The organism is Sandarakinorhabdus oryzae (assembly GCF_009733735.1).
Taxonomy (GTDB): Bacteria; Pseudomonadota; Alphaproteobacteria; order Sphingomonadales; family Sphingomonadaceae; genus Sandarakinorhabdus; species Sandarakinorhabdus oryzae.
The window spans coordinates 14,597-37,998 of sequence record NZ_WNJP01000009.1 but is presented as its reverse complement, the minus strand read 5'-3'; the positions used below and the strand labels follow the sequence as shown (position 1 = coordinate 37,998).

At 57.5% G+C, this 23,402-nt stretch carries 14 protein-coding genes; 6 read left to right on the top strand and 8 right to left on the bottom strand.

What is annotated here, in order from left to right; all coding sequences use genetic code 11:
• A partial coding sequence (locus tag GJ693_RS02080; protein ID WP_197041894.1) for a hypothetical protein occupies window positions 1-184 on the bottom strand: 184 nt, incomplete at its 3' end.
• Window positions 185-420: 236 nt separating this feature from the next.
• Here GJ693_RS02080 and GJ693_RS02075 point away from each other — a divergent pair.
• The 3 genes from GJ693_RS02075 (at window position 421) to GJ693_RS02065 (ending at window position 6,346) form a co-directional block, all read left to right on the top strand.
• Window positions 421-3,090, top strand: a complete 2,670-nt coding sequence (locus GJ693_RS02075) for a TonB-dependent receptor (protein ID WP_197041893.1) — start codon at window positions 421-423, stop codon at window positions 3,088-3,090.
• A gap of 237 nt (window positions 3,091-3,327) precedes the next feature.
• Window positions 3,328-5,118 (top strand): site-specific integrase, encoded by a 1,791-nt coding sequence (locus tag GJ693_RS02070; RefSeq protein WP_156254677.1) that lies wholly within the window; start codon window positions 3,328-3,330, stop codon window positions 5,116-5,118.
• A 313-nt stretch (window positions 5,119-5,431) separates the two neighbouring features.
• Window positions 5,432-6,346 carry a helix-turn-helix transcriptional regulator gene (locus GJ693_RS02065; RefSeq protein WP_156254676.1) on the top strand — a complete coding sequence of 305 codons (915 nt, stop codon included), beginning with the start codon at window positions 5,432-5,434 and terminating at the stop codon, window positions 6,344-6,346.
• Between the two features lie 91 nt (window positions 6,347-6,437).
• On the opposite strand, the gene GJ693_RS02060 is transcribed toward GJ693_RS02065, so the two are convergent.
• Together GJ693_RS02060 and GJ693_RS02055 are read right to left on the bottom strand one after the other, a co-directional pair.
• Entirely contained in the window at window positions 6,438-7,820 is a 1,383-nt protein-coding gene (locus GJ693_RS02060; RefSeq protein WP_197041892.1) for a lipase/acyltransferase domain-containing protein, read from the bottom strand.
• Between the two features lie 33 nt (window positions 7,821-7,853).
• Window positions 7,854-12,053, bottom strand: a complete 4,200-nt coding sequence (locus tag GJ693_RS02055) for a WD40 repeat domain-containing protein (protein ID WP_156254674.1) — start codon at window positions 12,051-12,053, stop codon at window positions 7,854-7,856.
• 995 nt (window positions 12,054-13,048) lie between these two features.
• On the opposite strand from GJ693_RS02055, the gene GJ693_RS02050 reads away from it, so the two are divergent.
• A complete protein-coding gene (locus GJ693_RS02050) occupies window positions 13,049-13,609 on the top strand; it encodes a recombinase family protein (RefSeq protein ID WP_197041891.1) in 561 nt (186 codons plus the stop codon).
• A 63-nt stretch (window positions 13,610-13,672) separates the two neighbouring features.
• Window positions 13,673-14,032, top strand: coding sequence for a hypothetical protein (locus GJ693_RS02045; protein WP_156254672.1), 360 nt, complete (start codon window positions 13,673-13,675; stop codon window positions 14,030-14,032).
• Here the strand turns inward: GJ693_RS02045 and GJ693_RS02040 are convergent.
• Window positions 14,024-15,556: a DNA cytosine methyltransferase gene (locus tag GJ693_RS02040; RefSeq protein WP_235902556.1), complete on the bottom strand. Its 1,533-nt coding sequence runs from the start codon at window positions 15,554-15,556 to the stop codon at window positions 14,024-14,026. The two genes, GJ693_RS02045 and GJ693_RS02040, sit on opposite strands and share 9 nt — an antisense overlap.
• A 64-nt stretch (window positions 15,557-15,620) precedes the next feature.
• Here GJ693_RS02040 and GJ693_RS02035 point away from each other — a divergent pair, with 64 nt between their 5' ends.
• The gene (locus GJ693_RS02035; RefSeq protein WP_156254671.1) at window positions 15,621-16,052 is read left to right on the top strand and encodes a very short patch repair endonuclease; all 432 of its coding nucleotides are present in this window, start codon (window positions 15,621-15,623) and stop codon (window positions 16,050-16,052) included.
• A 94-nt stretch (window positions 16,053-16,146) separates the two neighbouring features.
• Here the strand turns inward: GJ693_RS02035 and GJ693_RS02030 are convergent, their stop codons facing one another.
• The 4 genes from GJ693_RS02030 to GJ693_RS02015 are packed head-to-tail and all read right to left on the bottom strand — an operon-like array spanning window position 16,147 to window position 23,341.
• Window positions 16,147-18,198: an AIPR family protein gene (locus GJ693_RS02030; protein ID WP_156254670.1), complete on the bottom strand. Its 2,052-nt coding sequence runs from the start codon at window positions 18,196-18,198 to the stop codon at window positions 16,147-16,149.
• Window positions 18,182-19,192, bottom strand: a complete 1,011-nt coding sequence (locus GJ693_RS02025) for a PD-(D/E)XK motif protein (RefSeq protein WP_197041890.1) — start codon at window positions 19,190-19,192, stop codon at window positions 18,182-18,184. Before GJ693_RS02025 ends, GJ693_RS02030 begins: the two co-directional genes overlap by 17 nt.
• Window positions 19,185-21,920 (bottom strand): Z1 domain-containing protein, encoded by a 2,736-nt coding sequence (locus GJ693_RS02020; protein WP_156254678.1) that lies wholly within the window; start codon window positions 21,918-21,920, stop codon window positions 19,185-19,187. The genes GJ693_RS02025 and GJ693_RS02020 overlap by 8 nt, the downstream gene beginning before the upstream one ends.
• A gap of 5 nt (window positions 21,921-21,925) precedes the next feature.
• Window positions 21,926-23,341, bottom strand: coding sequence for an ATP-binding protein (locus GJ693_RS02015; protein ID WP_197041888.1), 1,416 nt, complete (start codon window positions 23,339-23,341; stop codon window positions 21,926-21,928).
• Window positions 23,342-23,402 lie beyond the last annotated feature (61 nt).

The window sequence follows — 23,402 nt, the reverse complement described above, 5'->3', positions numbered from 1 at the left end:
CGAGCCGCCGCAGCGCCTGGCCGGCGAGCAGCTGGGCCGGCTGCAGTTCAGGCTGGGCCGCGAGCAGTGCGTCCGCTGCCGCAAGTGCGGCGTCCGGATCGGAATCGAGCTTGGCGGTGGCGGCGGCAAGCGCCGGCTGCCAGGCCGGCGGCGGGCCGCCCGGCGGAGAGTTGCGTCCTGTCATCAGGGCGAAGCTAGGCCGGGTTGGCCAGCCACACAACCGGTCGGCCGGGGAGAGGGGGAAAATGGCCCATATGCCCGCCGCGATGATGCGGCATGATGAAGCTGACACCAATTTGCAACAGTTGGTTTTTGTGTTCTCATCCCCATCGCCTCGCCGATGGGACGATGATAACACAGGCGGGCAGCTCGGGGCTGCCGTCGGGGAGTGCGCGGGGACAATTTTTCAGGGGGACTGACATGATCGGGCAAGAACAGCGTCGTATCGCCAGCCGCAGGGCCGAGTTTATCCGCTTGGCGTGCGCCACCACCATGCTGGCGGGCCTTGCCGCCCCCGCACTGGCCGCAGAGGACCAGGCCTCAGCCGCCGCCGAAAAGTCGGAAGGCTTCGAGGAAATCATCGTCACCGCCACCCGCACGGCGACCAGCATCCAGAAGGTGCCGATCTCGATGCAGGCGCTCAGCACCGAAACACTGGCCAACCGCCAGGTGAAGGGCCTGACCGATTTCACCGCGCTGCTGCCGTCGGTCTCAACCGCTGGTCTCGGGCCGGGCCGTACCGAAGTCTATTTCCGCGGCATCGTACCGGCCGGCGGCGCCTATCCGGCCACCGGTTATTATCTCGACGATATCTCGATCAACGTGAACGGCCTTCCCGATGTTCACATCTATGACATCGAACGCATCGAGGCGCTGTCGGGCCCGCAGGGCACGCTGTTCGGGGCCGGCTCGCTGGCCGGCACGCTGCGCGTGATCACCAACAAGCCGAAGATCGGCCAATTCGAAGCCGGCTATGATTTTGAAGGCAACAAGTTCGGCAAGGGCACCGGCGGTGGCCAGGCCCAGGGCTTCATCAACGTGCCGATCTCCGACACGCTGGCCGTGCGCGCCATGGGCTATTATCGCCACGAAGGCGGTTACATCGACAACACGCCCAACAACGGCAAATACAACGATGGCACGCCGGCGGTGTTCAACCTGGGCGACACCAACCCGCTCACCAGCTTCACGCTGAACAACGCCAACAAGGTGAAGAACAATTACAACACGATCGATGAAGTCGGCGGTCGCCTGTCACTGCTGTGGGAACCGGCCGATGGCTGGTCGATCAACCCGCAGGTGACGGCACAGAAGCAGATTTCGCGCGGCTATTTCGGTTTCGATCCGCGCGTTGGCGATCTGCAGGTGCATGATTATGACGACACCCGCCAGAACGACCAATGGTATCAGGCGCAGCTGGCCGTGCACGGCCATATCGGCGATTTCGACCTGGTCAGCGCCACCGGCTATTTCCGCCGCAACATCAAGCTGCTCAACGATTACACTTATTATTCGGTGACCTACGACAGTTTCGGTCCCGGCTATGAATCCTATCTGCAGTTCTTCGACAAGGCGGGCTGCACCGGTTCAGGGGATTCGCTGCGCTGCACGACGCTGCTGAACCCCACCCAGTTCTACAGCGGCAACCGCAACGAGCGCATCTTCACCCAGGAACTGCGCCTGAAGACGCCGGAAAGCTGGCCCTTCGACGTCACGTTTGGCGGCTTCTACCAATATCAGAAGATCGAGATCAACGACGACTATGGCATCCACGGTCTCGGCCAGTCGCCGGGCTTCACGGCGGCCTGCGCCTATAGTGACACCGAGGATTGCGGCGGCAACGGCACCACGCTGGACGGTTTCGGCGTCCCGGAAGACCAGGGCGGCACCATGGTGCGCGGCTCGGCAGCGGTGAAGCGCGACGCCTTCTACCTGACCGAGCAGAACCGCGTGACGCGAGACTATGCCATCTTCGCTGAAGGCCATTACAACATCACCCCCACCCTGAAGGTAACGGGCGGCATCCGCTATTTCTGGACGGAGCTGAACGTGGTCGGCTTTGGCGGGGTCGCGGCGACGGCGCGCAACATCCGCACCACCTACGTGCCGACCGGCACCGGCGGCTGCCCGCTGCCGCTGCCGGCCGAGCGTTTGCAGTGCCTCAACACCAACTTCTCGCGGCCCGATCAGCAGCTGATCTATCGCGAGCAGGGTGAGACCCACAAGGTTGCGCTGAACTGGGAAGTGACGCCGTCGAAGATGGTCTATGCCAACTATTCGACCGGTTTCCGTCCTGGCGGCCAAGGCCGGCCGTTGCGCATCGGCGGCCAGGTCTATGCGGTGGCGCCGTTCCGTTCGGAAGACCTGATCAACTTCGAAATCGGCTTCAAGACGACGTGGAACAACATCTTCCGCTTCAATGCCGCCATCTACCTCGAAAAGTGGAAAGATCTGCAATACGGGGTGGTCGTGTCCGGCGCCCAGGGCGCCGGCATCACCGGCAACGCCGGCAATGCGGAAGTGAAAGGCATCGAGTTCGATGCGGACCTCAAGCTCGGCAAGGTCACCATCTCGACGGCCGGGTCGTACAACGACGGCAAGCTGAAGGGCAATTTCTGCAACTTCGCCGCCGACCAGGCCACGCTGACCATTGCGCAGCTCAAGACCTGCACCGTTGGTGCCGTGCTTGATGACGGCCTCGATACGCCGGAAGTCGCCGCTGCCGACGGCACCCGCCTGCCGCGCCAGCCGAAGTTCAAGGGCACCACCTCGGTGCGCTATGATACGACGCTGGGCAAGCTGGACGCCTATATCCAGGGTGCCGCCCTCTACCAGACCGGCGCCACCCAGGATCTGAACACCGAGTTGAACAAGCTGCTGGGCAATTCGGCCGGCTTTGTCTCGTTCGATTTCGCGGCGGGCATCAAGAAGGACAAGTGGACCCTGGACCTGTTCATCCAGAACGCCTTCGATCGCCGGGGCATCCTGACCACCAACACCTTCTGCGCCATCTCGTTGTGCGCCAACTCGTCGCGCAACTTCCCGATCCGGCCGCAGTTCTTCGGCATCAAGTTCGGCCAGCGCTTCTGAACCTGGCCCGCTGAACACGAAACGGCCCCGGCAGCGATGCCGGGGCCGTTTTCGTTTTTTGGAGACATTGGTCGGGGAGACAGGATTACTCCGTTGATCCTGTAACCGGAGCCGCTCCGCGGCGTAAAATGGTCGGGGAGACAGGATGCAAAACACGCGGGTTTTTTAGGTTTATGTTCCAATAAGTTATTGAACTATATGCGATAAAATGAGAGCCCTGTTACGGCTCGCTGTTACGTGAGCCGTTACGAGGTGCTCATGACCGACCTTTGGCTCGTCAAACGCAAAGACTCACCAAACTTCTTCTACCGTAGAACGGTGCCATCGGACGTCATCGCCATCCTTAGGTCGCATGGGCAGAAGCCCAAGGAAGCGGTCTGGAAATCGACAGGCACGTCAGATCGCAAGCAGGCGCGCCTTGTGATGCACCGGCTCAACCTAGAACAGGATGACCAGTGGGAAGCAGTCCGACGATCCGCACGCGAGGAACTTCAAGGGAAAACGCCGACCAAGACTGACATCAATCGAGCATGTCGGAAATTCTTTGACGAGAGGCGGATGGCCTACGAGGCCAAATTTACGGAAGCGGTCGTAGCAGAAGATCGGGATGCGCTTCCGCTCCAGCTCACGAGCATTCAGTATGGTTCGTTGAAGCTCAAGGACGCGGCAACCAAGGGAATTATGTTGGAACCCATCATGAACAAGATGGACCGCATTATCGAGGATGAAGGCTGGACGCTCCCTAAGTTGCTGGCAAACGGTCAATACACCGAAGGCTATTGGGCATTTTACCGTGCGATGGTCGATGCCATTCGCGATGCAGCCGACTTGGAGATGCGGTCAGCAAGGGGGGAAGCCGCTCCCGCGCCGACCAGTGAAGTGATCCGAGCATCCTTCGTCACGCCATCGAAAGCTATGGGAGGGGAGGACACCACCCTTGCTGCGCTTGCCCAAAAATTTGAGGAAGCCGAGCGCCGGAGCGCTTTCAAGAAAGGCTACACGATAGACCAGCAAAGCCAAGCTATCCGGCTCTTTGTTCAGCATTGTAGCCCCGATGTCCTGGTCGAAAGCATCACGAAGCGGCAGATGGCTGCGTTCGTCGAAGTTCTTCTCCAGCTTCCAGTGAAGTTCAGTAGCCGCTCTGATTGCCAAGACATTTCCCTTGCAGCTGCGGTAGCGATTGGCATCAATCGGAAACTTCCCAATCGGTCTCCAAAAACCGTCTATCGCGAGATTTCAGGCGTCAGCTCCTTCTTCAAGTGGCTAGTTCAACGACAATATGTTGAGCACAACCTTACCTCTGGGTTGTTTCCGCGTATCGACAAGGGACGAGGCCAACGACCGCCGTTTTCGGACGAGCAGCTCAACATCATTCTTGCGTCACCGCTGTTCAAGGGCTCCGAAAGCGTATTGAAGCCTCACCAAGCTGGCGATGTGCTGATCCGCGATTGGCGCTTTTGGATTCCCTTGTGCTCAATGTTCACGGGCGCTCGAGCAACCGAGCTGGCGCAGCTGCTGGTCAGCGATATCCACCAGAATGGCGACCGGTGGGCGTTCCATATGGAAGAATGTGACGACGAAGACACCACAAAAACACTCAAAAACACCGCTTCACGGCGGGTCGTGCCAGTGCACAAAACTTTGGAGGCTGCAGGATTTCTCAAATATGTAAGCGAAAGGCGCGAGGCAAAAGATCTTCGCCTGTTTCCTGGGCTGAAACCGGTGAAGGGCATCCTGGGCGCCAAGCCGTCCCGCGCCTGGCGAGACTATCTCACGCGGATAGATGTGAAGCATGGTGCTGACGGCATGGGCCTCCATAGCTTCCGGCATACGATCACCGATCAGCTGCGGTTGGCTGGCTTCTATGATGATCAAATCGCTGTGGTGCTCGGACATTCTAAGGATTTGATGACCACCCGCTACGGAAAGATGGCCGAAGGCACGTTTCAGCAACGGTGCGAGATAATCGATAGCGTGGCCTTTACTGGTGTTGATTTCTCAACAATCCTACCCCGGGCTGGGCATTGAGGAGCGAGCGCGTTTGCTGTTCGAGACACGGCGCTCACGCTAAAGACATATTACCGCTTTGAAAAATTCCCTCTCACTGATCTGGGCAACAATGTCTGAGTAGACATCCAACGCCGGTCCAAATTGTTCGGCTATGGAAGGCACCCAAGTCAAAACTCAGTCAGAAATTCACCACCCGGATGGCGACACACTGTCCAATCCTAAGACTTCGCCATTTTTCGGCGATTATTTTACATTATTCGGTTTCCACCCGACTTCGATTCAGTTTCGATCTACAAGAGGTCTGTATCAATAAATGAGAGAGACTGGTCAGATGTTCAAAGGGTTTAGGTTTCGTCGCGGGCTTACTGTCGGTAGTTTTGCTGAGCAAGCCGGCGTGGCTGAAGAGCAGATCGAGGAATGGGAACGTCGCGCAGCAATTCCCACCAAGGCTGAGCTCCAGAACATGGCTACTGCCTTCAACACGTCGATCTTCGAGCTTCTGGAACCCTCGCAGTCATTGACCGCGCCCTGCGGCATGCAGCCTTCCCCTCCCCTCTACGAATGGAATGCTCAGCACCGGCGACGCTGGGGCACCCTGCCCTATCTGCTGTGGGGTTATCTGAGGTTGCAGCTTACCCCTGACGATAGACCGCGCTGGTATCCCGTATCCTGCGAGCAGGCAGCGAGCATCAGCAAGCAGCTGCATCAACCCAGCTGGGCTACCATGGTTGTCGCTTTGACGCTGAACAACCGCTGCGTGATGTTTGCACCTCAGCGCGTCACCAGGGCGTCTCTAGTCGATTCAGGCACCGCAGCAGGTGACACCAGCTTCAGCCCCGAATGGGATGCTGACGGGCATACTCCAGAGCTTTACAGGGCGCTGAGAGCCTGGGCTCAGAAAGACTTCGCAGCACAAGCTGGAACCTCGTTCGCGCTGGCAATGCGTGTTCTCAACCTTCGACAGAGCGGAACCACCTACACGCGAAAGAAGATCGCCGCCTTGGTGGATCACACCGTCATCTATCTCACCGACAGCAGGGTCATTCGGTTCAGCGCGACGTCTCGCTGTCTCCACACCGCCGTGCGGTCTGTGCCGCTTGGCGCCCTGACGGTCTACCTAGCCGAACACGAAAACGGTGAGGAGCATTTGGTCGCTTTGGATCAGGTGCGAGTGATCGACCTGCCGGCAACAGATTTGGAATCGAGGTCGAATGCGGTTGTGGTGGAGCCCACACCGGCAACCTAGCGCCCCTTCCCGGTCATTCGATAGACCCAGTCCCAATCCCAACAGCGGACATCTGCCGAATCATGGCAAGCTTCAACAGGTATTCCGCTCGTCAACCATTTGCTTCGGCTAACGCCGCGTCCCAGACGATGGTGAGGCCGGTGACCGGGTCCAGCGGCCGGGTGGGTGTGGCGGATGCGACGCGCACGGATACCTGACCTGGCGCGATGTCTTCGAAAATGGCTTGGTATCGGCCACCGCCCAGGTTGCGCAGCAGTTGGCTGTCGAGTTCGGTTCCCTGCTCGTCCAAAAGATGCACGCGCAGGGGCAGGCTTCCATCTCCGGTGCTGCTCGTCACCGTCACCGGCAAGGATTGGCCGGCTTGCACGACCTCCGGAAGCTCCAGGCCGAACAGGTTCTCGCCTGCGCCGTAGGTCTCGAGTTCTTGGGCGGTCAGGATCGCGAACAGCTGTCGGTGAAGGTTGCCGTCACTCTGCAACGTCGCATGTTGCTGGCCAAAGGCGCCAGCGTAGGCATCATCCTGCCATTCGGGCATATGTGAAGAGATGCGCGGCACCGTGCCATCGCCTCGGCGGTCTTGTGCGTCCAGCTGATTCATCGGCTCCAGCCTGCCGCCAACAAAGCGCGCGCCGGTAGTGGTTGGCTGCTCGATCCCTTTCAGCGCGAACTTGCGATAGTCAGCTGGTGTCTCCTGCTTCGCATGATCGAGAATGGTGGCATGAAATGCCAACGCATCGGTCAGCATGGCGGTGTCGATGTCCGGGATAGTGACTTCGCTGATCCGCTTTGGTCCGCCGTCGTCTGCCACGCATCGGTATGTGGGCAGCAATTGGTGGGCAGACGGCAAGGAGCGGATAATCCCAGTCAACGGGATCTTGATCGGCCCAAATCCGGGATCAAAGCCATTGGACAGGCGCACCAGCGCTTCAGCCGCACCACGGTGAGGCGTGCCGATGGTGATGATCTGCCGGGTCAACTCCCGCCCGCCAAGCACTTCCGTGAACCAGCGCGCCACCAGCCCGCCCATGGAATGGCAGATGAAGCGGAACTTGGCGTCCGGATTGCCGCTGGCCTTCCGCCAAGCTTCCAGCATGGGCACCAACTCCGTTTCGATCCGCCTGGCATTCGCCCGGTTCGAAAGCCGCCAGTCATAGGGGAAGGTGATCAGGTTTCCCGGCACCCCGTCCTGTGGCTGACGCACATCGAACCGCTGCTCCAACCACGCGACAAGCCGGCCATACCCTTCTGTGCCGAACAGCTTGCCCACAATATGGGGAATAGGGATCAGCGCGCCAGGCCTGACGCCATCCGGAGCGGCTTCGTCACCGATGCCGGACGGAAGTCGCAGCTTGTCGAAGTTGCGACCGAGGCGAATGATGGACGTCAAAAGCGTGCCCGGCTTCACACCCCACAACTCCTTGCCGTCCAGGTCAACAAGCGTTGAACCCATGATGCCCGGGATGACGATGATCATGTCTTGCATGGAGGTCGGCATCGTCTCCTCCGTTCAAATACGGACTTGAAGGCTAATCACTCCGCGATTTGTCGCAGCAACAATATGGCTATCAGGCAAAATCACGACTGAACCAATTTTCATGCCAATTGGACATTTCATTAAGGCCTCGCCCGTTCTGGCATCCCACACCTGTATAGTTTCATCACTGCTACCCGAAACTACCACTGTCCGGCCGCCGACCACCCCGAGGGCAACCGAAGTGACCGAATCTGCATGGCCCGTCAGCGGCGCCCCGAACGGCGTCCCACTGGCTGCATCCCACAGCCGGACGGTCTGGTCCCTGCTACCCGAGGCGATGATAGTTCGGCCGCTAATCTCCCCCAACGCAACCGAAGTGACTACATTCTCATGGCCTATGAGTGGCGCACCGAGCGGCAACCCGCTGGCTGCGTCCCATAGGCGCAAGGTCTGATCTTCGCTACCAGAGACGATCACCGCCCGGCCATCGACTAGTCCCAGCGCAACTGAGGTGACCATATTCTCATGGCCTGTGAGCGGTGCTCCGAGCGATGCGCCACTTACCGCATCCCACAGCCGGACGGTCTGGTCATCACCAGCCGAGATGATCACTGTCCGCCCATCGATCGCTCCAAGCGCAACTGAGCTGACCATATTCTCATGACCCGCAAGCGGGGCGCCGAGCGGTGTGCCGCTGGCCGCATCCCATAACCGCACGGTTTCGTCCCAGCTACCCGAGACGACTACTGCCCGGCCGTCGACTACTCCCAGCGCAACCGAACTGACCCAATACTGATGGCCAGCGAGCGGCGTGCCGATCGGCGTCCCGCTGGCCGCGTCCCACAACCGAACGGTCTGGTCTCCGCCACCTGAAACAATCACAGTCCGCCCATCGACCACACCTGACGCAGCTGAACCGACCCAAAATTCATGGCCTGTGAGCGGCGCGCTGCGTGGCGGGCGACTAGCGGCATCCCACAACCGCACCGTCTTGTCATCTCCAGCGGAGATGATCACTGTCCGGCCGTCGACCACCCCCAACGCCACCGAAGTGACCCAAGACTCGTGGCCTGAGAAGGGTCCCCCGAGCGATGCTCCACTGGATGCATCCCAAAGCTGCACAGTCTGGTCCCTGCTACCTGAGACGATCACCGCCCGGCCATCGACCACCCCAATCCCAACCGAACTTACCGAACCTGCATGCGCCCTAAGCGGCACGCCGAGCGGCGAACCGCTGGCAGCATCCCACAGGCGGACGGTCTGATCTTCGCCACCAGAGACGATCACCGCCCGGCCATCAACCTCACCAAGCGCAACGGAGGTGACCCAAGACCCATGGCCCGTAAGCGGGTAGCCGAGCGGCTGCCCTCTTTCGGCATCCCAAAGTCGAACGGTCAGGTCCCTGCCTCCCGAAACGACTACCATCCGGCCGTTGACCACCCCTAGCGCAACCGAGGTGACCCAAGACCTATGGCCCGCGAGCGGTGCACTGAGCGGTTGCCCTCTGATCGCATCCCAAAGCCGCACAGTCTGGTCCCTGCTACCCGAGACGATCACTATCCGGCGATTGACCACCCCCAGCGCGACTGAAGTGACCGAATCTGCATGGCCCGTCAGCGGCGCCCCGAACGGCGTCCCACTGGCTGCATCCCACAGCCGGACGGTCTGGTCCCTGCTACCCGAGGCGATGATAGTTCGGCCGCTAATCTCCCCCAACGCAACCGAAGTGACTACATTCTCATGGCCTATGAGCGGCACGCCGAACGGCGACCCGTTGGCAGCATCCCACAGGCGGACGGTCTGATCTTCGCCACCAGAGACGATCACCGCCCGGCCATCAAACGCACCAAGCGCAACCGACCTTACCTTTGCCTTGTGCCGCCCAACTACCAAATGGGGAATAGCAGGCGCGGTCTGTGCCCAAGCGCTCTGCCAGGGCGATGACCCAGGTGGCGTCAGCCATTGAGTTAGGTCGGACCGCTGGAACATCGCCGTCCGATGCAGCAACGCCCACCGCTCCACCGCTTCGGCCACACGCAATTCAGCGCCAGCCAATCGGTAGATATCACGCACTGCACGCGCCCTTGCCCCTTCGGCGTAGCCGAGCAGGCGGAGAAAATTGTCTGGCACGGCAATGGCAAGAAGACCCGGATGATCGAATAGCCGATCGAAGCACACATCCTCACTGGGCTCATGATTCGCCTGCGCGGCATGTTCGGCAAGATGACGCGCGATATAAGCATCGGCCGCGAGCCAGGATTCACCTTCTAACCCATGCATAAGCGCACGCATGATCAGCGCATTCGGACTACTGGTTGGGCAGGCTTTTTGCAGGTGATCGGCAATCGCTTGATGAATCAGTCGATATACGGCCTGACCGATACCGCCGGTCTGGACTGTCGTCTCAATGATATAAGACCCGGCGTTGCGCAGTATCCAGACCACATCGTCGTCGGTATAGGTATGGGGCGACGCGGCAAGCGCAGTGGCGATGGGCGCCCAGACCGAGCGGGACAGTCCAAGACCGAGCCCGAAGGCCAGCGAGCGCAACAGGTCGGACACGCGAGCAACATCATCGCTGAAACGGCTGGCGATATCCAGCACGAACGCTTCTGCGGCATCGGCCGGAAGTTGTTCGAGCACAGCATCGGGGAATGCTTCAAGGCTGCGCGCTGCGAGCCGAGCATAAAGGAAGCTGCCATTTGATGCGTCTGCCACGCGGGTTGCGGCCTGTTCGATCCAATCATCCCCACCGCGAGATTCCGCGCTGTGCAGCCGCTTGCTGGTGAACTCGGCGATATCGGCTCGGGCTTCCGGCTCATCTGCCAGATCGAGGATGTTTGCGCTCAAACCAAAGGACTTCAATAGTCGCTCGTGCCGCTCCTCGCCATCGGGAATGAACTGACCATCAAGGCTGCGGCGGGAGCCGACCAGCATGCGCATGTGCGGCATCGCGATCACTGGGCGGATGATCTCGTTGGCGATGCGCTCCGCCTGGCCTTGGGCTGCCTCATCAAGCGCATCAATCACGATGGTGCGCTGCTTACCGTTCTCCGCAAGCGCTGCTAGCGCTTCGACGATACCCGGCTGGTCGACGACGGGGCGCTCAAGACCTGCGGCGCGGCCCAGCGCTGTTGCCACGTCGAACACGCTCTTGCCTTTGGCGTGGATGGCGACATGCACTGAATTGTCGGGTGGAAGCAGATCATCGGTATGCAAGCCGCCGGCAGCTGCGATTTCGGTCCGCACTTCGGGCACAGACAACGTGACCATTCGGCCTATGAGCGCCGATTTTCCCACCCCCGGCGGACCTGTGACCACCAGCAGGTTGCCTCCGCTGCCGCCAAGCCAATCGACAATCGCTTGCTGGCTTTGCCGCCGCCCCGTGAAGAAATAGCCCGCCTCGCCAGTCTCGATACCGCGTGCCGACAGATTGAAGTGCGCTGCCTCACCAAACACGCCTTCCAGCCGGCGGCGGGTCTCGAGGTCGGTGTTACCCTCCTCCGGCTGGTAGCGCGGGTTGGGGATGATGTCCTGACCGAAGCCTTCCTTGGAAAAGCGCGGGTGCACCGCCTTGTTCGCCTCGCCCAGCATGTCACGAACAGCGATCGCGAGCCGCTCGGGATCAATATACTGCTCGGCACGGGTCCATTTGAGGTGCAGGCTCGGATCTTCGAGCGCCTCTGCAAGAGCAATTGAGAACCGGCCGGCAACGGCCTTGTCGAGCGGGTGGGACGCCGCAATCACACAAGCAACGCGTTCCCAACCTTCCCTATCCAGTTCAAGTGCCAAGCTGTCACGATAACGCTGTGCAAGATTGCCTGCACCGTCGCCAGAAAAGCAGGTGTCAAGCACCACCACCACGCGTTCGGCTTTAGACGCCGCAAGGATGCGCCCTAATTCCCCGGAAGGAATCGCTTCATAGCTATCGAGGGCGCTTGGCTCGGGGGAATCTCGGCAGACAAGGTAATGCTGATCACCAGCTGAAACGCCATGTCCGATCCAATGCAAGAAGACCGTCGCACGATCAGGGATTGCCTTGATGGCGTCTTTCAGCGCGCGGGGGGCTTCATCCTTGAGGCCGCCGTTGGGCAAGGCCAGCGGCTCTGCATTAAGGGCGCGTGCAACACGGGCAGCCGTTTGGCCAACACCGGTTAGTGTCTTCCAAACCTGCTTGTCATCATAGGTTTCGATTCCAACGACGATAGCCCGAAACTGGCGCGCTTCTGTCACCAATCAAGTCACCCCCCCAGCACGCTACTTGTTGCCCAGGCCTTTTACAATACCGAGGCAATGATACTATTCCAAGTTTATGAGCATTCTTTCGCACGAGCCGGATTGGCCCTTCTGAGGAGGCCATACCCGCTTCAGATTGACTGAAGCTTCTTCCCATTCGACCACTCTCGGTCCAAATACAAAGGATTGCGGTAGGGCATCGACCACGACCGCGTCCGATCGCTGTGGAAGGACAGCAACTTCTTCCTGCCTAAATATTCTGTCTAAGCGCCCATGATCGACGCTTACAGAGCGCGCAACGTCCGCTCGGAAAATCTGTCTGATGTCGGGTGCTTTCCGACGTCTTATGAACCCACCAGAAGAGATAAATTCACACCACCTGCAAAGACTCCAGCAGTCTTCACCTAAGTGAAGGTAAAGGACTCTATGGTATACAGAGTCTTTTCAGATCCGTTTGGTGTGCGGTCATAATTTATCAGCGATATCCGCGCATTCCCTTCAATTTCGTTAGAAAGACTTTTTCCATGGCTTGCAGAGCCGAGAAGCTGTATTTGCAGGAGGCAAGAAGTTTGGGATTTTCGGTCTGGTTTGGGAGACCGGTTTTAAGCGTCTCCCAGCTCGACGGTTTGGTTGCTGACCAGTGCTCACAGAAAGCGTGGGGAGCGCTTTGTGATGCTCTCTGGTCGCTTCATTTGGGTGGGGCAACTTGACAGATTCACGTGTTTTTTTGTCAAGAACGTGCCCAGAACATGTAAAGTTAGATTCCACCATTTTCAATCAACACTCTGATATATATACCTATTTCTGCATACGGACAAAATCGCCGTTTTTGGGCCGTTCTTGCCCCCATTCCTGATGAAATAAGTCTCGTTAAGGTATACCCCTCCGATACGCCTCACCGACCAGGTTCGCGCGTCTCATTTGGGTAATTTCTCGACATTCGAGACGTCAGATGGTAGTGGTCTAGAACCATATAAGACAGGTTAACCATCATGCTAATCGGTTATGCTCGAGTAAGCTCGATCTCACAATCACTCGACCTGCAGCTAGAGGCGCTCACCGCAGCCGGGTGTGAGAAGGTGTTCGCCGAAAAGCGCAGCGGCACCACAACCGATGGACGCGCAGCATTGGAGCAAGCTTTGGAGTTCGCCCGCGAAGGCGACACCCTTATCGTTACCCGCCTGGATCGACTGGCAAGGTCGATGCTTGATCTGAAACAGATCGTTGCCGGCCTCGCATCAAAAGGCGTCACCTTCCGCTGTCTTCAGCAGGGTGGCATCGACACAACCCGGCCCGATGGAAAGCTCCTGCTCAACATCTTGGCGAGCTTTGCCGAGTTTGAAACGGATCTCCGACGTGAGCGCCAGCGCGATGGGATCGATAAGGCTAAGGCAGCCGGGGTTTATAAGGGGCGTCCTGTTTCAATCGATGTTGACAAGATTCGTGCCATGAGAGCCGCCGGCGACGGTCCTGCAAGGATTGCGAGGACACTCGGCATCGGTCGGGCGAGTGTGTATCGTCACCTGTCAGTTCCAGCTCGAAATCGTGAGTGAACTGGAAGGGCTTTTGGAGACATTGGCGTTTTCACGATCAGATTACTCGGTATGGAGCCGGACATGAGCATAAACGCACAGGCAATCCTTCCAGGCCATCTCGGCATCGAAGCCGTATGTGAATTGTTTGCGCAAGCGGATGGTGTGAACGATGTTCATGCAGCGCCTAGATACCGCCCCGAACATTGGGAAGTGAGCATAACGGCCTCCAACGGAGCTCAAATTGTATTCGATGTATTCCTGAACTCGTGGGCGGCTGAGGATTATGCTGATGCCTGGAAGGGGCCGAGCACGTTTCTGACATGCCGCTACCAGCCGGCAGCGATAACCGTGCTGTCGTCACTCGTCGGGCTTGGGGGAGGCGTGATGCGTCCCAACGAGATGGGAAACTGGGCGCCAGGTAGTTTCATGACATCAAGCTGAAGAGCGCTCGCCCGTCTGATCCAGAAGCTCATAGAGCATTTCGCCAATATGCTTCGCTAGCAACGGCGGAACGGCATTGCCTACCTGAACAAATTGCTGTGTGCGATTACCACAAAATAGGTAATTGTCCGGAAAGGTTTGAAGTCGGGCAGCTTCTCTGACGGTCAACGAGCGGCACTGAACAGGATCAGGATGGATGAAATAGTGCCCATCCTTGCTGATATGACTGGTGATTGTTGTCGACGGCTGGTCCCATGACTGCACTCGGAACCGATCGGCAAATTTCCCACTCTTCCAGCTTTCATGAGCAGGAGCCAGCTGATCCGGAAATTCGCCTGACTTTGGTGAATAGCCATGCACTTCGGCAAATGTCGCAGCATAGGCATAGCGAGCCAGGTCTGACTGCATGTGCCCTCGAGCATGATGGTTCGGGAGCCGGTCGACCTTGGGGTCGATGATCCAGTCTGCAAGGCGGTTGTTCAGGATTGGCGCCGGGGTGACTGATGACGTGGAGGCAGGAGCGGCACCAGCGAGCACTGAAAGGATGTGTTCAGCCAAGCGCTGGGCTACCAAGTCCTGTCTTTCGTCTTCTTCCTGTAGGGCAGCCTGGGCTGCCGATCTCATCGCCTCGAGGACAGCTGCACGCCATGCAACATTGTTGTCGGGTGATTGGCTCAAGCTGCTGCGAACAGGTTCCATTCCACCAAGAACGTCACGAACCGTCGACTTCGATGTGAAGCCACTCAGCTGGAAAGCTGAAGCGATGGCACCACTGTCCACGAGTTCGGCTCTGACCCCGACGAGTATGACCCTGTGTCGTCTTTGCGGAACTCCGAGTTGTTCGGCTTTCAGCAGATTTGTCGTGACAGCCGTCTCGTGGTCATATGAGAATGGCACGATGCGGTAGCTGTCAGGTCCATTGACCGTCGTGAGGTCACTCAGGACCATCTCGATGATGCTTTCGCTATCGACCTTTGCAGACATGATGCCTTTCACGTTCTCCATCACGAACGCGACAGGCTGAAGCAGTTTCAGTATCCGGACATACTCACGATAAAGGAAATGCCTGCCATCGTCCCGGGCGACGTAGCCCACAGTGCCACGGTTCCTGGCTCTACCCACAAGGGAATACGCTTGGCACGGCGGCCCGCCAACAAGGATGATATCTCGGCTATCTTCGGCCATGATGCCGGCCAGGATGGGGTCCAGAATCTCATCGGCGCCCTCTGAACCCATTTCCAGCTGGAGTGTCTCCCGGCAAGCATTGGCCCACTGGTCTGGATATCGCCTTACTAGGTCGTCGCGTGATAGAGCCCCGCCGAGATGCTCATAATAGGCTACTGGAGCCGCACCGCCGAACTGACGGTAGAAGCTTCGCAGGCGCAGGGTTGAAAAGGCGGCAGGATCCTTTTCAACAGAGAGGCGAACGTCGAACATGGCCTGCCCGTTACGGCGGACAGAGGCCAGCCCTTCCGCCAACCCTCCCGGTCCGGCAAATAGGTCGACAACCTTGTAGGTCTTCAAGAGCTCACCACCCGTGTTCACCGTGTCTCTCTAACGCAGCCAACAGGATAAGCCAGGCCCCAGAATGGCTGATATTGTCGATCAGAAGACACGCGCCAGGATGATGTCGCGAATTCGTGGGAAGAACACGAAACCCGAGATGCTGCTTCGGCGCGGCCTGCACCGTGCCGGCTTCCGGTTCCGACTTCATCGAAAGTCGCTGCCTGGATCGCCGGATATCGTGCTGCCGCGCTGGAAGGCAGCAATCTTCGTTAACGGTTGTTTCTGGCATCGCCATGAAAACTGTCTCTTTGCAACGACTCCAGCTACCCGGACGGAGTTCTGGTCGGCCAAGTTCGAAGCGAACGTTGCCCGCGACAAGCGCAACATCGACGCGCTCCTGGCTGCTGGGTGGCGGGTAGCGGTCGCTTGGGAGTGCAGTATTCGCAACTCTCCAGAGGAAATCGCAGAGAAAATTGGCCGCTGGCTCCGCTGCGCAGATCAAAGCAACTTTTGACGCCCAATCCGCTTGAGATGAAGGCGTGCAGCGCAAAAAAAGCTGCCATCTAGGGATGATGCAATCTGCGCAGGAAGCTGCAACGTCACATTCGTCAGATTGCGGCATCCTTGAGAGTGCGCTCGATCCTCATCAACACCAGACACTGCTTGTCGTTGGGCAGCGCCCCAGGTCGCGCCGCCAACGCGAGTATCTGCCGCTCGTTCGGCGAAAGTAGCTTCTTCGATTTCGCAAAATCCAGCAGCTTCTCCCAATGGTGGCTGCCCGCCTGCAAGACGGCAGCTTGAGCGGCGATGCCTGAGTCCTCCTGCTTGTCCTTCTTGGCTTCCTTCTTTCCCTGACGCGCGAGCGCTGTGGATAGCAGATCGTCCTCCAGCTCGCTGGGCCAGTCCACGCGCAGCGCTTTCACGCGCATCCAACAAAGTTGAACCTTTGCCCATTCCGAGATGTTCTGACCTGCAATCGGAGGGTTTGTAAGGACGTCTCTGACAGCTTCCATTGAGATTTCCAAAGCGCGACGCACGCCCGGAGTAAGACTCTGCGCAAGCCATACGTTCATAAATGACAAACATTCGCCTCGCTCGTCCAAATCCGAAGCAAGCTTTGCAATAGCATATGCGACGGTCTGCGCAGGGTAGCCGGCTCCCGGATATTTTTTATTGAAGATCGATATTGATTCTTTATAAATTATAATTTTCGATACGCATTCCTTAAAATATGCATCATTTATTTCATCACGTCTCTTTTCTGTCCAAGATCCACTGACGGCTTTCGCAAAATCAGAGAAGGTTTTCTGAGCGCCTCTCGAAACGGACTCGGGTGCAATGCCAACAAAGCCAGGCCACAAGTTCAGAGCCTTTGCCAGATCCGTTTTCGTGATCAACTGCGCAGAAGGAAAATCTGCATCAAATTTCTTCAATGCAGATCCAGATATCCGCGACCTTTCGCTCACAAATTGCCCACGAGAGCGCTCATAGAACCAACGAGTCTCAACAAAAGTTCCTTTTTTAGCTGGTGCAAGAACCTGTCGAGATGATTTTTGAAGCTCGATATGGAAAGGATGATTTGCAAAGAAATCTGCTGCATTCACTTTGTTCTGTGTATTCGCATACTCAGATATCTTCGGAACAATCTCTTCAACGAACTCCGGTTGGACGATAGACAGCTTCATCTGAACGAATACCTTTGACAGGTCAGTCCCTCTTGTCCTCTGAAGATGCAGCGATGCAGTGGTCTGACCGCCGTTGACGATCTGCAGATTTCTTATCTTGCAGATAGCACTACCGTCGCCGTCGAGTTCCACCGCTTCTGCCGTGGCTGTGATCCCGTTGTTGTATGCAAAGAACATTTCGGGAGTTTCGATGATGGTCTTTGCCATCCCCTTGTTGACGCCCCCTTTGAGCTGGAGGAAGCTGCGAACATTCTGTTCGAGGAGGCGGGAGCCCCACCTGTCGTAGATGAGCGCGACCTGGGCGCCCGGAACGACCGCAAGGAAGGCTTGGTAGTCGCCGGTTTTCAGATGAGCGGGAAGCGCCGGGATAGCCCCGCCATAATCGGCCACAAGATCGAGCTCCATCTCCTCGCGTTCCCGCCCGGACGAGATATATCGAAACAGCCGCCCCAGATCCCAGACACTGTAAACGACCTCCTTGCCATCGATTTCGGCAGACTCACGGCCATCTACGCGCGTGCTGAGAACCTTGTTGGTCAGCAGGATCAGCTTCACTCGGCGCGCTTGAGCCCAGCATCCGTCTATGTGCAGCGCCGCTTCGAATGCAGGTGAGCTCTCTTCGAAGTCCCTGCGAAAGGACGGGTCCCGCGCCTTTTTCATGAACTGTGTCGCACGGTTGAACACCGCCTGCATGTCCGTGTTCGTCAGCGTCTCCATCGCATCTGATTGGCTGAAGTCCTGAACAATAAGGGATAGAATGCCATCTGCATCACGTGGATGTCCTCCATGGCCATCAATCCGAAGCCCGCGATCGGCAAAATGTGTGCGCTCGTGCGTTTCCAGTTCGCCAGCATCGACAAGATGCGATGCCACGATCTCGAAGAACGCCTCTTCCTTGAAATCGCCGGTCGCATCCGCCGTCAGAACGACATCTCTCGCCAGTTCGCGCTGGAACTCCTCAATGGTCTGCGACATTGGTCAGTTTCCCCAGTTGTTCGGAAATTGTCGTTGAAAGCACCGCAAAGGGTTCGCAAGCGGCGAGGTCGATGGAGTATTGCACCCCCCTCACACCTGCTCCCGCAGACTGCGCAGTAACCCTGGGGAACCCATCCTTTACCTCGAAGACACGCGAACGACCCTCGATCCAGAGATCATCAGAATAATCGTCTTCCGGTCTCACTCCGGCTGAAATCAGACATGCCTCAAATGCCTCAACGGCCGTCTGATCCGCAGCCTGAAGCGAAACTCGAATTTGGTCCGCAAGGCTCGTCAGACTCAGCGCCAGATCTGGATCCGCCTCAACCGGCAATCTGTCCAGCTCGACCACATGGAGAAAGAGGACGTCGCAGCCCACTTCGTCGAGCTGATGTTCCGAGGAAATCTTGACGAATGGCGTAGCTGTTCCGCGCCTAGCTTTTGCTTCGATCGCAACCCGTCCGATCTCGAAGTCCTTGGGCGATCCAATCGGTCCGAGCCAGGCTGACACCGCTGTGATTGGGTTGAAGATCGGCAGCAGATAGCGCTTGAGCACCAGTAGCTCGCCGATCAGCCCTTTCTGCTCTTCCTCGCCCAGCTTCCCGCCTGCGCCACCCTTGAGCAGATGATGCCAGCGCCATGTCCGTGCCAACGCGACAGCGACGGCTTCAGCTTCAGTCTCGGCACCTTCGGCCGCAAGAATTATGTCCTCCGAGAGTTTGAGGAAGATATCGCGCTGCTGCGTATCAAGCAGCCTCAGCATGAGGGTTTTTCGCCCCTCTACGGCGTCAACGATCTCGACAGTTAGCCCCTTGGGTTTCGGCAATTTCTCGAAGGAGCTCGAGGAGGCATGATGTTGGAGGACAAGAAGGCACTTTCCCCGAGAGTCCTTTGCCCAGAAAAAATCCCATCTGTTGTCTGGCGAAACGCGCCTGCCGGAAACAGCGGCAGCTTCCGATGGCTTGGCTATGCTGCTCCAAGGATCGTCAGTCATCGTCTCCTCCGAGGTCATCGTCGTCCCATTCACCCGCCATGTTTTCTTTCAGCCAGACGGCGCCAACGACGTATTCAACCTTTTGCTCGGGTCGTTCTGTCTCGGGAAAACTAATGCTCCACGCGATAATGGGGTTCACTTCCGGAGCACTGAACTTTGCACCCGTGGGTGCCGAAAGGTCGAGAAGATGCACGATCAGCAGCGGTCTTGCGCGAACCTCGCGATAAATCCAGTCGGGGTAGTTAGGCTTTTTTCCTGATTTCTCAGACTCTTTCCGCACAGTGGGATTGTCCTGCAGATACTTCGCCTGGGCCGAAGCGATCGCATCCCCCGCGATCCCGGACATCTCGACGCCGCGCGACGCTACACGCTGCTTGTTCGAAACATAGATCGTCTTGTCGTTCGATCTGTCGCCCATTGTCCGCTCTTGGCAGTTGATCTCTCTTCCCAGGAGCTCGGTGTTCACTAGCTTTCGCTGGCTCGCTTTCACGCTCGTGAACAATACCTGCCAAAGTGCCAGTTCATCGTTGGCCCGATCCTCCACATACCGCGAGACGGGTCCGGTTTCGGTAGAGAAGGATCCTTCGGAGTTGCGAAACGCCCTTATGAAATCGAGCACCGGCTCGACAGGAACGCCGTCGAGCAGATAGCCGCCAACCGCCGGTTCGGCGTCTTTTGGATCGAAGCCTGCCTCCTTGAGGGTTTGCGCCAGCCGGGTCGCAGCCTTGCGGTTTTCTTTCAGTGCAGGGGCGTCGGCGCGCAAGACCGCCGTTTCCACAAAACTTTTTCCCAAACCGATACGCATCACAAGCTTCTTGCCAGTGCCCATCTTGTTTCGCGCGGTGATGATCAATGTGTCCGGATGGCTTCGGACCTTCAAACCAAACTCCCTTGGAGTAGCATTGATAGCTGCCATGGCACGCAGTTCGTCACGGAGCTCCTCGATCGCCTCGGCGATATGCTCATACCAGCCTTGAGCTTCTTCAGGCATCCAGACTCGGCAAAGGTCGTCATATCCGGGCCGGTATCCGAACCAACGCCCCATCTGCATGAGCGTATCATACATCATGGAATTTCGGAGGAAGTAGCTGACGATGAGTCCCTCCAGTGTCAAACCTCGCGAAAGGGAAAACCCGCCAACGGCGATTACATTGAGTCCGGTGTCCTTGTAGCTGGCATAATCAAGGCCGCCCTTCGATTTCGAGTTGACCTCCACCACCCGGATCGCAGCTGCAGATTCATTCAGGGTCGCGAGCACTTCGCTCCATACCCGATGCGCTTGCGAATACTCCCGCTCCCATACTCGTTTCAGCGCAGCTATTTCTTCATCCGCCTCTGCCTGGCCAGCTTCCAGTCCACCATAGAGCCTGGAGGCATCCTTGATCGCCCTCAGCCGCTCGTGGATCTCGACGCGCAACGATGATTGCACGGCAGTGAACCTTGATGCGTTTACCAGCATGGAACTATGTTTTGATCCTTGCCCCCTGAGTATTCGGATAGCACGGGCCACCACAAACGCTCTTATTGCCTCGACCAGAGATCCAGGTAATGCGATGATCCGATGCTCTTTCTTGTGCACAACAGGCAACAGGTCGCCATTGTCATCAATGTTCCTAAGAATTTCTTCGCTATTGTCGATGAAAACATGCCGAGCACCAAAATAATTGTCCGGCGGATCGAGGCTGACGATGAAATCTCGAGGAAAAAGATCTTCACCGACCATCTCATCATCCGAATCCGGATCAATGAATATGTTTGCAAATGGGGTTGCGGTGTAACCGACATAACAACTACGCTCGAACATCCGAAGCAGTTCACGCAATTGACCGTTTATTTTAGTGACTTCTCCTTTTCCTTTTGCAGTATTGATTGAGGCATTGTCTGCTTCATCGTCAATCAGTAGCATCGGTGCAGAGATTGTTTTCGTTCCACGCTTGGCATTGTGCTCCTTCAGCCAGGCGATCACGTTTGCAAGGGTGCTGGAATTCTTCTTGATGACGAGAACGGCAGGCTCCTTGAGGTTGTCGAGAGACACTCCGACTGCCCCGGCCTGCTGCTTGTTGAAGTCGTGTGTCGTGCTGGTAAAGGATGCCGGCTTCCGACTTGAATTGAAAAAGCCCACCCCCAACCGATTGTCATGGCCATCTGGGGCCAACCCCTTGCCGGTGTCACGGCCGATGATCCCCTCGTCAATTCGCGCTTGCGTCTGGCTGCGAAGATTGTTGTGAACCCCGGCAATCACCACAATCAAGCGATAGCCGGCATCGGCAGCCTTGCTGATCACTCCCGTGTAGTTCGCAGTCTTTCCTGACTGAACGTGTCCTACCACCATGCCCCGGCGATCCCATGGACCTTCCTTCTCGGGGTCTTCAAGCAGGCCGGTAATTCTCTCGGTGACCTCGTCAAGCGTGTTGACTACGCCTGGCGGCAAGCCCTGTTGAACGAGCAATTTGCGATAGCGATCCCAATAATAAGGATCGATGTCCTTGCGCCGGCTCTCGAGCCACGGCTTGAAGTTCTTCGCGGTAAGCTGCGCCCCGATTGTCATCGACACGTCCAGCTTTGTCTCAAGGATCTTGATCAGATATTCCGCTTCAGTATCGGTCACTGATTTGAAAAGGCTTATTTGCCGGATGTCGGAAACGAGTTCTCTGACACGACCTTGGGTAGGGGCCTTTTCGAGGACAACCGCCGCAGAAACCATATCTTCAAGCTGTTTGAGAAGCATCGCCGTCACGACTCCCACGAAAATGCTGTCTTGAGCATGCTCAAGGTGTCCTGCCACCGAAGCGAAAACGGTTCACACATCGCCATCATGTCGAGGATCTTGGCCGACCTGTCGCTGGCACCGTTGAGTTGCAGATACGTATCGCGGGCAAGTAGGGCCAAGCTTTCATCTGCGACACCGTTCGTGACAATTGCCTTGGGGTCACCCCCTCTGTCAGCAAATATGGAGTCGAACGGAAGCATGGATTCCATCAGCTCCACGAGCGCAATCAAGCGCGACCTCTGGGCATCGGGCAAACCGTCTACCAAGGATTGGAAGGACGGATGTTCCTTGTTGAAATGATACTTTATTTCGCCTTTGTCCTGAACACGGCTCCAGACATCAAGTCGGCCATCGATATTCAGTTTCTTGCCCTTGTGTGTATAGACTCGCTTCGAGCTGGCCCCGATCTTCTCAACCAGTTGCCGTAACCGTTCGCGCAGTATGGCAGGCGGCTGCGCAGATGCCTTCTTGACGTCGATCTTCCATTCGGGATCGAGCTCCTTTGGCATATCGATCCTAACGCGCGACAGATTGGTCAGTGGACGGTGACGAGCAAGGCCGAACCAGGTCCCCCAGATGATCAGGCGCCGTTCGCGATACAGATAGAAGCCCTGATTTCTCAGGTGTCCTGCTTCACCTGCCAATCTTTCCCATTCTTCCTTGGATTCTATCTTGCTGAAATGAGGCAGTGTGAACGCCTGAATTGTCACCGGATGACCATTGACCGCTAGAATCTCGGGTTCGAGCCTCTGTGTCGCCTTGAGTGTGGAAGCGAAAGGATCCAGAGGTCTGAGTGGCGTGTTGTTCAGGGAAATCCTGACCTTCCGCTGTCCAACCTCACCGCTCAGGAAGCGGTGAAAGACAAGCTCGAGGTGGCTTGCGGCTTCGCTCAGTCGTCGAACCAGCAGCCCAGTTCCAAGGCCACCGTGAAGGCGGTCCATCTGCTCCCAGATCACGATCGTGCCGTTTCCGATCAGCCTTGAAGCCAACGGCAACGCTGACGGATCGGGTGGCATCAGCACTTCCCATCGATCAGTCTTTGCAACGTGATCAAGGTCCCAGATGGCTGCGGACATCTTGTCATCCCGCCTCGTGATGACGCTCAGCCGGCGGCACTGCGAAAAGGAAGCAGTTTTGAGTCCAAGGCCAAATCTTCCAAGGTCATTCGCTTTTCGGGAAGAGAGAGGGTTCTGGCTGCCCGCACGCATGGCGTCGAGCAGTTCAGCTTCTGTCATCCCGCAGCCGTTGTCGACGATGGCAATACGAGGTGTTTCATCCGAAGGATCGGTAAATATATCGATTGAATCTGCGTTGGCTGCGATGGAATTATCAATGATATCAGCCAAGGCCGTCTCTAGCGAATAACCGAGATCACGCATGCTTTCTATCAGCATGGACGCACGCGGCGACACATTCTCAGTTCTCAACGCACCCCCCTCA

Excerpts from the sequence above, each read along its gene's own strand:
- GJ693_RS02075 (WP_197041893.1), top strand. The coding sequence starts at position 421 with ATGATCGGGCAAGAACAGCGTCGTATCGCCAGCCGCAGGGCCGAGTTT.
- GJ693_RS02065 (WP_156254676.1), top strand. The coding sequence starts at position 5,432 with ATGTTCAAAGGGTTTAGGTTTCGTCGCGGGCTTACTGTCGGTAGTTTT.
- GJ693_RS02060 (WP_197041892.1), bottom strand. The coding sequence starts at position 7,820 with ATGATCATCGTCATCCCGGGCATCATGGGTTCAACGCTTGTTGACCTG.
- GJ693_RS02050 (WP_197041891.1), top strand. The coding sequence starts at position 13,049 with ATGCTAATCGGTTATGCTCGAGTAAGCTCGATCTCACAATCACTCGAC.
- GJ693_RS02045 (WP_156254672.1), top strand. The coding sequence starts at position 13,673 with ATGAGCATAAACGCACAGGCAATCCTTCCAGGCCATCTCGGCATCGAA.
- GJ693_RS02035 (WP_156254671.1), top strand. The coding sequence starts at position 15,621 with ATGGCTGATATTGTCGATCAGAAGACACGCGCCAGGATGATGTCGCGA.
- GJ693_RS02030 (WP_156254670.1), bottom strand. The coding sequence starts at position 18,198 with ATGTCGCAGACCATTGAGGAGTTCCAGCGCGAACTGGCGAGAGATGTC.
- GJ693_RS02025 (WP_197041890.1), bottom strand. The coding sequence starts at position 19,192 with ATGACTGACGATCCTTGGAGCAGCATAGCCAAGCCATCGGAAGCTGCC.
- GJ693_RS02020 (WP_156254678.1), bottom strand. The coding sequence starts at position 21,920 with ATGCTTCTCAAACAGCTTGAAGATATGGTTTCTGCGGCGGTTGTCCTC.
- GJ693_RS02015 (WP_197041888.1), bottom strand. The coding sequence starts at position 23,341 with ATGCGTGATCTCGGTTATTCGCTAGAGACGGCCTTGGCTGATATCATT.